The organism is Dellaglioa sp. CoH-56-MRSF-13 (genome assembly GCF_056782095.1).
On record NZ_JBXAYC010000001.1, the window covers coordinates 310406 to 322262 of the forward strand.

Annotated in this window: 14 protein-coding genes; 12 read left to right on the top strand and 2 right to left on the bottom strand. The window is 36.6% G+C overall.

From position 1 onward, the window contains the following. Positions 1-2: 2 nt before the first annotated feature. The 7 genes from AC1RP1_RS01455 to AC1RP1_RS01485 all read left to right on the top strand — a co-directional run bounded on the left by AC1RP1_RS01455 (position 3) and on the right by AC1RP1_RS01485 (position 5678). Entirely contained in the window at positions 3-197 is a 195-nt protein-coding gene (locus AC1RP1_RS01455) for a hypothetical protein (RefSeq protein WP_481760906.1), read from the top strand. Beyond that, on the top strand, positions 169-1644 hold the full coding sequence (locus AC1RP1_RS01460) for an FtsK/SpoIIIE domain-containing protein (protein ID WP_481760905.1): 1476 nt from the start codon (positions 169-171) through the stop codon (positions 1642-1644). The genes AC1RP1_RS01455 and AC1RP1_RS01460 overlap by 29 nt, the downstream gene beginning before the upstream one ends. A gap of 25 nt (positions 1645-1669) precedes the next feature. Further along, positions 1670-2542, top strand: a complete 873-nt coding sequence (locus tag AC1RP1_RS01465) for a rolling circle replication-associated protein (RefSeq protein WP_481760904.1) — start codon at positions 1670-1672, stop codon at positions 2540-2542. Further along, positions 2543-2755 carry a DUF3173 domain-containing protein gene (locus tag AC1RP1_RS01470; RefSeq protein ID WP_003599276.1) on the top strand — a complete coding sequence of 71 codons (213 nt, stop codon included), beginning with the start codon at positions 2543-2545 and terminating at the stop codon, positions 2753-2755. Continuing rightward, the gene (locus AC1RP1_RS01475) at positions 2742-3968 is read left to right on the top strand and encodes a tyrosine-type recombinase/integrase (RefSeq protein WP_481760903.1); all 1227 of its coding nucleotides are present in this window, start codon (positions 2742-2744) and stop codon (positions 3966-3968) included. Before AC1RP1_RS01470 ends, AC1RP1_RS01475 begins: the two co-directional genes overlap by 14 nt. A 210-nt stretch (positions 3969-4178) precedes the next feature. After that, positions 4179-4529 carry a YisL family protein gene (locus tag AC1RP1_RS01480; protein WP_409021639.1) on the top strand — a complete coding sequence of 117 codons (351 nt, stop codon included), beginning with the start codon at positions 4179-4181 and terminating at the stop codon, positions 4527-4529. Between the two features lie 198 nt (positions 4530-4727). Next, positions 4728-5678, top strand: a complete 951-nt coding sequence (locus AC1RP1_RS01485; protein ID WP_481760902.1) for a zinc-binding dehydrogenase — start codon at positions 4728-4730, stop codon at positions 5676-5678. A gap of 134 nt (positions 5679-5812) precedes the next feature. On the opposite strand, the gene AC1RP1_RS01490 is transcribed toward AC1RP1_RS01485, so the two are convergent. Beyond that, entirely contained in the window at positions 5813-6631 is an 819-nt protein-coding gene (locus AC1RP1_RS01490; protein ID WP_481760901.1) for a MerR family transcriptional regulator, read from the bottom strand. A gap of 94 nt (positions 6632-6725) precedes the next feature. Between AC1RP1_RS01490 and AC1RP1_RS01495 the strand changes: the two genes are divergently transcribed. From AC1RP1_RS01495 to AC1RP1_RS01505, 3 genes are all read left to right on the top strand, one after another. After that, positions 6726-8045 carry a replication-associated recombination protein A gene (locus AC1RP1_RS01495; protein ID WP_481760900.1) on the top strand — a complete coding sequence of 440 codons (1320 nt, stop codon included), beginning with the start codon at positions 6726-6728 and terminating at the stop codon, positions 8043-8045. 159 nt (positions 8046-8204) lie between these two features. Beyond that, positions 8205-8495: a hypothetical protein gene (locus AC1RP1_RS01500; protein ID WP_481760899.1), complete on the top strand. Its 291-nt coding sequence runs from the start codon at positions 8205-8207 to the stop codon at positions 8493-8495. A gap of 233 nt (positions 8496-8728) precedes the next feature. Then, entirely contained in the window at positions 8729-9871 is a 1143-nt protein-coding gene (locus AC1RP1_RS01505) for a low temperature requirement protein A (protein ID WP_481760898.1), read from the top strand. Positions 9872-9946: 75 nt separating this feature from the next. Here AC1RP1_RS01505 and AC1RP1_RS01510 read toward each other — a convergent pair whose 3' ends face one another. Beyond that, a complete protein-coding gene (locus tag AC1RP1_RS01510) occupies positions 9947-10231 on the bottom strand; it encodes a hypothetical protein (protein WP_481760897.1) in 285 nt (94 codons plus the stop codon). A gap of 544 nt (positions 10232-10775) precedes the next feature. On the opposite strand from AC1RP1_RS01510, the gene AC1RP1_RS01515 reads away from it, so the two are divergent. Beyond that, positions 10776-11081 (top strand): PadR family transcriptional regulator, encoded by a 306-nt coding sequence (locus AC1RP1_RS01515; RefSeq protein WP_409021630.1) that lies wholly within the window; start codon positions 10776-10778, stop codon positions 11079-11081. A 2-nt stretch (positions 11082-11083) separates the two neighbouring features. Beyond that, on the top strand, positions 11084-11677 hold the full coding sequence (locus AC1RP1_RS01520) for a DUF1700 domain-containing protein (protein WP_481760896.1): 594 nt from the start codon (positions 11084-11086) through the stop codon (positions 11675-11677). Positions 11678-11857: the final 180 nt, after the last annotated feature.

Genomic DNA, 11857 nt, shown 5'->3' on the forward strand with positions numbered 1-11857 from the left:
GTATGAGTGAAAAAAAGAAGCTATCTGTTTGGGCGTACTTGAATGAAGCTCAATATTGTCTCACGAACCGTGACGCATTCGATGTTAAAAGAATTGAGTCTTTGATTGCAGCTGCGTACAGAATTTTTACCGGCCAGCAAGTAGGAGACTTTGAAGAGGAGTTCTTGAATGATAAAAAACGCAAGGGAAACAATTAGCAGATTTTTGCCAGTCTCTACGCATACTGCGAAGCTGAGCATCTATGAATCCATTGATGAGGTTGATCAACGCAAGCAGGTACGGTCAAGATTATTGTTTAAGGTCTGGGCATGTGTTACAGTGCTAATCATTCTCTGGAGCTGCGCTAAGTGGACGTGGGCTAAAATAATTGGCCAAAAATCGGAATTAGATCTATGGCCAATTATCCTGATGCTTGGACTACTTGGAGTAGTTGTGTCTCTTGCTGGGGCTTGGAGATATCTCCACAGTAGATATTCGCCAGTTGAACGTTGGAAGATGGAACGTTTGCTTTGGCAATTTTCGGAAAACGTTAATTTGATTAAGCAAGGCGTGACTGGCCATGTCGCATACGTAAGATGGGGATATGTGGTCTCGAATGATGAAGTTAAGATCACGCTACTAACGGGTGGCCGTGTCAGCTCGGATTTCGAAGCGGATATTGGACGCCGCCTGGTTGCATTCCTCACCAAGGAGACGACAGCTTACTGGGAAATTCGTGATAAGAAGTCTGGAAACGGCATTATCGAAATTAACCTAACTCACAATAAGGATGAGCGAATTACAATCAACCGTTTGGACGCGTTGCAGACAAGCGAAAAGATCAATATTCAATTGACTGGCAGAATGTCGCTAACATCTAAACAGCCGATGGGGTTGATAGTCGGTCCAACAGGAACGGGGAAAACTAGTTTGCTAAAGGGCCTGATTATATCCTTCTTGGTAAATAATCCCGATAATGTCGTGTATACGATCGATGGTAAGGCAGCGTTCTTGGGTCAGTCGATGAAGCGTATTGGTAAGGTTGCCATGAATACGGAAGAGGCAATTCAGCTCGTTGACGAATTGTGCAAAATCATGGATCAGCGATACAAGGAGCTAAATGCAGATCCCGATGATGAGCGGGATATTACGCATTGCGAAAAATTTCATCAGGGTACGATTCTCCTTGTTGTCGATGAGCTACTGTCGCTGGTTGCAAACATGAAGGCTGAGGATCAGCAGAGGAAAACAGCCGACAAACTATATCCCCAATTCAACGCCAAACTGTTGTCCTTGATTACAAAGGGACGGCAGAGTTCTATCTCGGTTATTGTAGCGGGGCAAATGATGCCTGCGTCTGCGCTCCCAACAGAGGCCAGGAGTTCGCTAGGGATGCGGATCAGCTTAGGTAGAACGTCGCCTCAGCAAGCTCAGGAGGTGTTTGGAGAGAGTCACCATGATTTACCGTTAATTGATGCAAAAGAATTTGGTGGTGTCATTTGGCTGGATGGTTTGAATTGGGATGGGCCAAAAGCATTTTTACCGCCAAAATATGATGAAGATAAACTGCCGTTTAAAGCAACACTTACAATGCTTGCTGGTAGGCGTGGCGGTGGCGGAACGCCACAAGCTGCGACTGCCAGCGAGGACTTGCCTGTTACTTGACATACAGGCAAGATAAGCTGAAAAAATGAGCAAGAATAGCGGTGAGTATGAGTACAACGCCAAAGTTATTACATTTGAAGATCATATCGAAATTGTGAAATATGGCGTGCCAAGGGTTCACAAATCTCCAAAATTATTGAAAAATCCAGAGTCGAATATGCCTATAAATGTGTCATATAGTGATGAAACCCAACTCGTGCAGCAGGCATTTAGGATTAAGAGAAAGGTGAAATACTATCTAGAGGCAAATTCGTTCAATTTGTTTTGGACGCTTACGTTTGATGACTCGAAGGTGAATGCAAAGAACTATGAGTATGCACGAAGGCGGCTGCGTGCTTGGTTGAAGTATCAGCGCGAAAAGTTCGGTAGGTTTGACTACCTATTTATTCCTGAACTTCATCCTTCATCGGGTAGAATTCATTTTCATGGCGTTACTGGCGGACTTGCCCCACCTTTAACGCCTGCACGTTACCCCAAGAGTCAGCGGCTAATTAAGAAAAAGGGATTGCAGATATACAATGCAGATAGCTGGGAAAAGGGTTTTAGTACGGTAAGCCATATTGCCGACAAGCGTAAGGCAGCTAACTATATTACCAAATATATAACTAAAGAACTTCTACAAATACCGCACGCATATCATCAACCACGGTACTTTGTGAGCCATGGACTAAAGCAGCCGACTGTGGATTACTGGGATCTAGATGAAAGTTATTTCGCAATTTTTAGACCGAATTTTGTTGTTGGGCACTTGGACAGCCCAGATAGTGCGCTGGAAACAGATGTAGCAATTTACCAGATTGATATTACGAGCGATGGCAAGTTAGCGCAGGACAACGATATAAAGACCGTCTGGAAACTAAAAAATACGGTCGATTTTGGGAATGGAGGAGGCCCTTGAATGGAAAACAACACGGTTACGAAGAAAGACCTGATATCGCTTGGTTATCGTGAGAATACTGCTGCTGAATTAATTAGACAAGCAAAGCGGAGCATGGTACAACAAGGATATGAGTTTTATACCAATCGGCGCCTAGGTCGGGTACCGGTTGCAGCGGTTGAGGCAATTATTGGAGCATCCATTCGAAAGGATGCAGACGATGCCAAAGACTAAGTTCGCTGGTGTATACAGTGGCCAAAATGGCCGCTACTACTATGATATACAGTTGGGGGTGGATGAAAGTACCGGAAAAAGAATCCGGAAAAAGAGTCAAAAAGACGCGGATGGCCAGTTGTTCAAGTCAGCGACTGCTGCGCACAGGGAAGTTGTACGACTGAAAGCAGAATTTGATCGCGAGAGCGGCCATACCGTCTATGCGTTAACCTATGGCGTGTACATGCGAAAATCGTATATTCCTGCATACCAAGCTAGCGTACAAAAAGAAACGTTTGAAACGCGTAAGACTTCATTAAACGTCTTCGTACAAAAATTTGGAGATATAGAATTACGAAAGCTAGATGTTAGGCAGGTTCAGGGCTTTAGGAACTGGCTGCTTACAGATGCTGGTTACTCACAGAGCTATGCAAGTTTGGTCTTTGGTATGTTTCGTAAATCGCTGGATTTTGCGGTTGAGATGAATTACTTACCTAGTAATGTGTCAAAGCGTGTTAAGGCGATACCTAAGGGACGTGCTACGGTGCCGTATTGGACTAAGAGTGAGTTTCAAGCTGTACTAAACCAGATTTGTACTAGCGACTACTACGAACACCTGAACTTTGTCATGCTGTATGTTTACTTTATGACGGGTGTTCGTGTTAATGAGGGGATGGCGCTACAATGGGCGGACGTGGACTTCACGCATGCACAATTACGCGTTACTCACATGCTGGTAATCAAGACCAAACAAAATTGGGAACGGCATGACTACACTAAAACTGATAGCGGTTTGAGAACTATCTCCATAGATCGGGATACTTTGAAGGTGCTCCGTGTTTGGAAAAAACGTCAAACTCAGAATGGTTTTGGTAAGCAGGATGATTTTGTCTTTAGCTATGACGGAAGCCCGATGCTGAAATCAACGCTCATGCGGATAATCCATCGGTACGCCAAGTTGGCCAATGTTCACCCGATACAAGGGAAAGGACTTCGGCATAGTCATGCTAGTTACTTGATTAATGAGTTCAATGTATCAGTGCTTGTTCTGTCTAAACGGCTGGGGCACTCATCCCCGGAAATTACGTTAAGGCACTATGCGCACATGTATGTTGGTGCAGATAAGGAACTAGCACAGATGATGTCAGGTCATATAACCTATGCAGCACCAAAGGAATCTAAGGTGAAGTTTAATGGTAATCAGACTGTTGCTCCGCCGCAGCTCCGCCAATGAATAATAAACTGGCATAAATGCCGTTGTAACAACGATTGTAATCGACCGTTATAATTGAATGGGAATAAGCTTAAAAATGATAATCCTTTAGTATAAGGATTATTTTTTTTGCATGAAAGTAATCACAATCGTTTAAATAATTTTGAATCCTTGATTTAATGATGGATAATGATAAGCTAACAGTAAGATTGATATAAAAGGAGATTAACTATGATTTGGTTATGGATACATTTGATTACTTGGGTTGTGATAGCGGTTCTAGTGGCGCTCACAATTTTTACAAATACTAATACAAAAATTTATCAAATGATTACGAGACTGGGATATTTGATTTCAATTGCTAGTGGTATTATGTTGCTAGGGTACGCATGGCAAGGAAATCCAATTTTAACGGCCATTAAATTAGTTGTTGCCTTAATATTTATTGGACTAACTGAAATGACCTTTGCACGAAAAAATAAAAAGCAATTAAATAAAAGTATCATCTACGCGGTAGGCATCTGTTGCCTATGTGTGGGTGTTTTAGGATTAATGCTCGCAGGTGGAAGACCTTTTATTTAGACAATAAAATACTACATAATATTTAGGCGAAAATCTAAGTATTATGCGGTGTTTTTATTTTAAACAATTTAAATAAAATGCATTTAATCGATATAATTCTATTTGCTGAGCACTCTAACTTGACTGTGACGTAACAAGATAGTATATATTTATGTATATTGTAAATGTATAAAAAATACTTAATGGGGGTTAATTATTATGAAATCAGTTGTTGTAAAAAAATCAGGTGGCCCAGAAGTACTGGAAATTGTCGAACGCTCAATTCCAAATCCAACTCAAAATAAAACAGTTATAAAGATTCATGCTTTTCCAGTACACCGTTATGAGGTGCTAACTAGAGAAGGTGGATCACCTTCAGTTAAATTTCCGAGAGTAATAGGTGTTGAAGCTGTTGGTGAGGTCTATGAGCCTTCACAGGAAAGTAACTTAGAAAAAGGACAAAAGGTCGTAATTTTTATGGGTGGCCTTGGGCGTGAATTTGATGGTAGTTATCAAGAATATGCTTTAGTTCCTGATAATATCATTTATCCTGTAACATTCAATGGAACTTGGATAGAGTTAGCCAGTTATCCTGAAACTTTCTATACTGCTTTTGGGGCTTTAAAAGCAACACGATTTAAGGAAGGTCAATCTTTATTAATTCGTGGTGGAACTACTGGAGTTGGAATGGCTGCGTTATTGTTAGGAAAGGGATTTGGACTTTCTGTATCTAGTACAACAAGGCAAAACAACCGTAAAGAGTTGCTATATACTTTAGGAGCTAATGAAGTCATATTAGATCAAGATAATCATATTGAAACAAGTAACAAATTTGATGTGATAATTGACGTGGTAGGTACTACAACTGTAGAGGATTCCTTAGCACATCTTAAAACAGGAGGGTTTTACACGTTAGTTGGTCAATTGAGTGGGGAATGGTTATGGAAAGACTTTGACCCGTTCATCAACTTGGCGAATAAGTACGCGACAGTTTTTGATTCATCTAATGTTGATAGTTCTATGGTTAATGAGTTGTTTAATATTATTAATGAAAAACAGTTTCACTTTCCGATTTCTAAAGTTTTTAAACTAGATGATATTCAAGACGCTCATCGCTATTTGATGGAAAAAGACCGTCCAATCGGACAGGTTATTGTTACTAACGACTAGAGTGTCAGATTGAATTATTTAACTAATCTAAAAAAGTAGTTTCTAAGTTTCCAATATTTGGGTTCACTTCACATCTTTAGGTAACTTGTCTTCGGTATTAAACCGGAGGAAGGTTGCCTAATTTTTTTTCTTGTCTATTCAATCTTTTCATTCAAAATGGCAAACTCAAGCCAGCCGTATTTTGAGGAACCAGTTTTAATAAGGGTGTCGCCAGAATTAAGCTGCCATAAATAGTCTGCGGTTTTTAACTTATTTTTTTGACAGAATGATTTTAGTTTAGTTAATCCTTGATGGATACCAGCTTCATTGTTTTCCACTAAAATACATGCGTAATTACCTGCATGTTTTTCCATGATTGGGATAAAAACGTCATGATCATCTGTAAGTTTTTCTTTGATAACTCTAAAAGACGCTTCAGCGTAACCGATTGGATTATCAACAGCCAATGTTGTAAAAAATCCAGATTGTGTTGTATCCATAACAGCTAATGCGTCTAATTGTTTATAGAATTCTGAAAATAATTGAGCGACTTCTTCCTCAGTACAACCTACGGATTGACGAGAACACCAAAAAATTGTTTTCATTCGGTTTTCTATCTTGGGCTGATATAGGGTAGTGTCCTTAGTAACAGATTGTTCTTCAATTTTTTTGTTGATAACATTTTTAATTTTAACTAATTCGTCAATCTTTTTATCAATTTTACCTTGAGCATTCAGTAATTGAGGTGTTGGTACGCCTTTTGAATGGATTTTAATTTCCTTGATATCAGCTACTGAAATATCTAAACTACGTAAACCAAGTATAAATAGCAAATCGTATAATTGGTCATAATCATAATAACGATAACCAGATTCGTTTTTTTGGGCAGGTTTAAAAATATTTTCTTGGTCATAAAAGATTAATGTACGGCGAGTTGTGTTAGCTAATTTGGCCATCTCACTTATTTTTAACATATAAGGCTCCTTTATTGTCTGTAACGTAACGGTACAGTGTATGATTAAGTATAACATGAAAAAATTCAGACTTAAAAGAAAGGTGGTTTGATCAATGAAACAGGAATCTCTTTTCTCTAATCAACCTCAAAATTCACCATTAGCCAGTCGAGTTCGACCACGAAAATTAGAAGAATTTGTTGGTCAACAGAATCTACTTGGCCCTAACAAAATATTACGAGAAATTATTGAAAGTGATCAAGTTCCTTCAATGATTTTTTGGGGTCCACCTGGTGTTGGTAAAACAACTTTAGCCGAAATTATAGCAAGTAAAACTGAATCTAATTTTTTAAGCTTTAGTGCAGTTGATAGTAGTATTAGTAAGATAAAAAAAATTATGAAACAAGCGGAGTTAGATTGTGAAATTGGTCAAAAAACCATTGTTTTCGTCGATGAAATACATCGCTTTAATAAAGCACAACAAGATGCATTTTTGCCTTATGTTGAAAGAGGTAGTATTACTTTAATCGGTGCTACAACTGAAAATCCGTCTTTTGAAGTGAATTCAGCGTTATTATCCCGGTGTAAAGTATTTGTACTGCATGCGCTTAAACAGGCAGATATTGTTGTATTAATCGAAAACGCGCTCAGCAACCCGGACGGATTTGAAGAACAAACAATCCACATTAGTTCTGATGAAATTCAAGCGATTGCTAATTTTGCAGATGGTGATGCCAGAATGGCATTAAATACCTTGGAAATGGCAGTTCTGAATGGTGAAAAAGCTGATAATATCGTTACGGTGACGATGGATAATTTAAGCCAATTGATTAATAAAAGATTTGTCCGTTATGATAAAAATGGGGAAGAACACTATAATATAATTTCAGCTTTGCACAAATCGATGCGTAATAGTGATGTCGATGCTGCTATTTATTGGCTGTCCCGAATGCTAGAAGGCGGAGAAGACCCGATATATATAGCACGGCGACTTGTTCGATTTGCAAGTGAAGATATCGGGTTAGCAGATACGAATGCACTCAATGTGACAATTAATGTTTTTCAGGCATGCCAATTCATTGGTATGCCTGAATGTGATGTTCACTTAGTGGAAGCAGTAACCTACTTGTCTCTGGCACCTAAATCAAATGCCGTTTATAAGGCAAGATTAGCTGCAGCTAAAGATGTTAAAACCACGGCCAATGATCCCGTACCATTACAAATACGTAATGCGCCTACCAAATTAATGAAAGATCTAGGGTACGGTAAAGGGTACGAATTAGCTCATTATGCCAAAGATAAGTTAACGACTATGAGTACCATGCCACCTTCCGTAGCAGGACATCGATATTATAAACCAACCAGCGAAGGTAAGGAACGACGTTTTAAAGAGCGTTTAGCCCAAATAAAAGCATGGCACCAAATAAATGGATAGAATAAATAGAAAGTATTTTTGAGATGAGAATACTTCAGACGTAGACAAAGTACTGAGTAATCAGTACTTTGTTTTTTTATATAGGTTGAATGTATTACTTAAGCGTCTTACAACGAAAGTGGATACGAGAAAAACGATTAGTAAAGAGGAGGCATACTAATGGCTAACAATGGGATACCTAGCATAAACGAAGTCGGCATGTTACCAAATTTATTTTTAGTGATTAAATTTCAAGATGGCGTGACTAAGTATGTACGGAGTGAGATAAATAAAAGTGAGATGGAAAGTTTCAAATCGGGAGCAAAGAATAAACTTGGATTTTTAAAATTGACGCCAAAAAATTATTGGATTGGGAATGACATTGTCATTAAAGTGGATAATCATTTTAAAGTGAACGATAAGATCTATGATGGTAATGATATTTATAGGAACGGCAAAGATTCTTATTAATTAAGAGATTCTTTTAAAATATAATCGTTTATTAATTGTATCTACAAAATTAATAAAGGGCCATCTAGATAGTTGCTTCTCTAAAAGTGCTTATCCAGATGGTTCTTTTATTTAGCTATTCATATAGTTCAGATAAATTGGAAAAAGGTGCTATAATAAAATGTCTTTAGTAGTATTTAAACGATTTGTAGAGTAATCTAACTCATTAATTTTAAAAAAACGAGGGAATTAAAATGGTAGAACAAGTCAGAAAAAAGAAAGTTGAATTACCTGAATTATTTTATGATTTAGTCTTTGCATACGCAATTTCACAAGCTACGGATTTACTTCATCATTTTCAAGTAAGCACATCAAGTATGATTAGTGCATTTATTATCTTTTCAGTGGTAATGGTCGTTTTTATTAACACATGGATGATTAAGAGTGTTTTTATTAATCGATATAGAAAAAACTCGATGACTGATATTATTCTTTTTATGATTGATATGGCAATTTTACTTTATATGTCCAATGCTTTTGAGGGGGATATCCATAATTGGTTCCAACCATTTGCAATTGCAACAGGGCTATTATCCACAGTATTAGTTGTTCAATATGGCACGGTATACCTGACAGCTGCTAAAAAGGATGATAAAAAAATTGCTAAACTAATGATGTTGATTGTTGCAACAAGAACATTACTCGTATTTATTGGCTCCTTTTTGCCACTAAACATAGGCATTGCGGTATTCTTGCTGGGTATTGCAGTGAGTTGGATATTACCAGCTCTTGGTGGTTCAGTTTTGAAACTCCACCCACTTAATTTTCCACATATATTAGAGCGTCTAACACTATTAACAATTATTACATTTGGAGAAAGTATTCTCGGTATTGCCTCGTATTTCACCGTTAAAACATTTAATTTTTATTCAATTTTAATATTCATGATTATCGGTGCACTTTTTATGACCTATATTACTCAAATGGATCATTATATTGATGAAAATCGTTCGGGTGAAACAGGTATTCGATTAATTTATATTCATTACTTTGTCTTGTTTGGCTTAAGTTTAGTCACTATTTCGTTAGGTTTTATTAGTGAAATCGAAATACCTAAAAACTTTTCAGTACTATGTCTATATTTAGGTATATCGTTATTTTATTTAGGGTTATTCTTAACCAGTCCGTATAATAAAAAATACTTACGATTGGGTAATGTGGTCATTGGATTCTTTACAACGACAACTATAGTGGGTGTAATATTAAGCTTAATATTTAACAATTTTCCAGAAATTGTGAGTATAACGGTATTAGTGACCATTGCGAACTCTGCAATGTATGTACACTATATGATTAAACGAACGAAACAGAATCAAAGTTATGACATTAAAAACTGAAAACTAGCTGATAAACCTAATTTGGGTTTATCAGCTAGTTTTTTAATTGAAGAATCATTTTTACAGTGTTTATGATTAAAATTGTATATTTAGTAGCAGTATGATTAGAAGGATATAAATGAGAATGATGATAGCAACCAATAGCATTAAAAGGATTGATAATAAGCAGTAAAAAAAATTTTTCTGAAAGAAGGGTAAGTTGAGAATAGAATCTGTAACAGCAGAAAGTCCTAAACCAGCTAAAGATAAGCCGACAATTCCATTTAAAAAGGCAATCCATGGGCCCAATATACAGAGTGCGATACCGATTCTCATTAGCCACTTCACTTGATTGTTATCAGTTTTAAATATTTTTTTCATTGATAGGACCACCCTTCATAATGATATGAATTAATATTTATTTTAATATACTACAAAATTAATTTGATGTAATCTTATCTGTCTTCTTACTGGTTAAATTGATAAGATCGTTTAAAATAGACAAAGATAAAACGAGGTGTTATTATCAATTTGAAAAAAATAATAGCTTTAGTTAGGATATGAAAATGAAAAAATATAAAGATTATATGAATGAAACCCTTTCTGTTCTTGGTAGCCTATCTTTATGTTTAATAATCTTGTCATTCTTTATTAAAGATAGTTTAGTCAGTTCGATTTTTTATGATGTTAGGATTTATCTGTTAGGCATATTCTTATTGAGACCAATTGTACAATACTTTAAAGCAAAAAATAAATAGCCTTACAATGAACTTTTTGGCAGTTCTACAGAGTAAAGCTATTATTAATAATCCACTTAATCGACAATGTTGTCTTACTGACATTGTCGATTTTTTTGGATAAAATAATATATCGTTTGACATTATACTATGTAACGTATAGTATTGATTTTGAAAGGAGTGAGTTGATGAATATACAGATGAAAAAAGGGTTATTAGAATTTTGCGTGTTAGCGACGCTGAGGACATCAGATTCTTATGGTTACCAAATTATTAAAGACACCTCAAGCGTGATTGAACTTTCAGATTCAACTCTTTATCCCATTTTGAAACGACTAGAAAAACAAGGCGCTATTGAGAGTTACAGTGTTGAACACAATGGTCGATTGCGAAAATATTATCACATAACTGAGGCGGGATTAGTAGATATTCAAGAATTTTTAGATGATTGGCAACAGGTAATAAACGTTTACGATTACATAAAGGGAGTGTAACGATGAGTAAGAGAAAATTTATTGTAGAGCTAGAAGAAGAACTTAAACATTATCAAGCGGCAGACATTGATAATACACTTGATTATTATGACGAGATGATTGATGACCGTTTAGAAGCGGGCGAATCTGTGACAGATATTATTCTAAGTTTAGAAAATCCAAGTCAAATTGCGATACGTTTGATTCAAAATGACCGACCAAAAATACAAAAAAAGTTATCGACACCAATAATCGTTTTGATTGTCATTTTACTTATCCTAGGAGCACCTGTATGGGGACCGCTATTGCTGACGGCTGCTATTCTAATTGCCACAGTTTATTTTTTAATATGGTTAGTACCAATGATTGCAGGCGTAATCGCTACCTCATTTATTATCAGTGGCGTGATTAGTTTAGGACTATCGCCATTTGATATGTTTAATCAAGGTTTTAACGTTGGATTGATGCAATTTGGGGTAAGTTTTGTAATTGTAGGTGTTGGTATTTTATTCATCGCAATGACCTGGTATTCAACGAAATATTTAATTAAATATTCGATTAGTCTGACACGCTGGTTAATTCGTTTATTCAGAAGACAATTGAAGGAGGTCGCTTAAAATGATTGAATATATAAGACGTAATTGGTTGAAAATTAGTTTATTTCTGATCTGGTTTGGCGCTATAGTCATGTTTACTAGTTACGCATTATCAGGTTTTGATTTGTCAGTATTTAAATATGAGGGTGAACATAGTTGGTTCCGAACGTTTTATTTCTAAATGACCACGTCTGATTTAAT

Excerpts from the sequence above, each read along its gene's own strand:
- AC1RP1_RS01460 (WP_481760905.1), top strand. The coding sequence starts at position 169 with ATGATAAAAAACGCAAGGGAAACAATTAGCAGATTTTTGCCAGTCTCT.
- AC1RP1_RS01465 (WP_481760904.1), top strand. The coding sequence starts at position 1,670 with ATGAGCAAGAATAGCGGTGAGTATGAGTACAACGCCAAAGTTATTACA.
- AC1RP1_RS01455 (WP_481760906.1), top strand. The coding sequence starts at position 3 with ATGAGTGAAAAAAAGAAGCTATCTGTTTGGGCGTACTTGAATGAAGCT.
- AC1RP1_RS01515 (WP_409021630.1), top strand. The coding sequence starts at position 10,776 with ATGAATATACAGATGAAAAAAGGGTTATTAGAATTTTGCGTGTTAGCG.
- AC1RP1_RS01470 (WP_003599276.1), top strand. The coding sequence starts at position 2,543 with ATGGAAAACAACACGGTTACGAAGAAAGACCTGATATCGCTTGGTTAT.
- AC1RP1_RS01500 (WP_481760899.1), top strand. The coding sequence starts at position 8,205 with ATGGCTAACAATGGGATACCTAGCATAAACGAAGTCGGCATGTTACCA.
- AC1RP1_RS01475 (WP_481760903.1), top strand. The coding sequence starts at position 2,742 with ATGCCAAAGACTAAGTTCGCTGGTGTATACAGTGGCCAAAATGGCCGC.
- AC1RP1_RS01495 (WP_481760900.1), top strand. The coding sequence starts at position 6,726 with ATGAAACAGGAATCTCTTTTCTCTAATCAACCTCAAAATTCACCATTA.
- AC1RP1_RS01490 (WP_481760901.1), bottom strand. The coding sequence starts at position 6,631 with ATGTTAAAAATAAGTGAGATGGCCAAATTAGCTAACACAACTCGCCGT.
- AC1RP1_RS01505 (WP_481760898.1), top strand. The coding sequence starts at position 8,729 with ATGGTAGAACAAGTCAGAAAAAAGAAAGTTGAATTACCTGAATTATTT.
- AC1RP1_RS01510 (WP_481760897.1), bottom strand. The coding sequence starts at position 10,231 with ATGAAAAAAATATTTAAAACTGATAACAATCAAGTGAAGTGGCTAATG.
- AC1RP1_RS01485 (WP_481760902.1), top strand. The coding sequence starts at position 4,728 with ATGAAATCAGTTGTTGTAAAAAAATCAGGTGGCCCAGAAGTACTGGAA.
- AC1RP1_RS01520 (WP_481760896.1), top strand. The coding sequence starts at position 11,084 with ATGAGTAAGAGAAAATTTATTGTAGAGCTAGAAGAAGAACTTAAACAT.
- AC1RP1_RS01480 (WP_409021639.1), top strand. The coding sequence starts at position 4,179 with ATGATTTGGTTATGGATACATTTGATTACTTGGGTTGTGATAGCGGTT.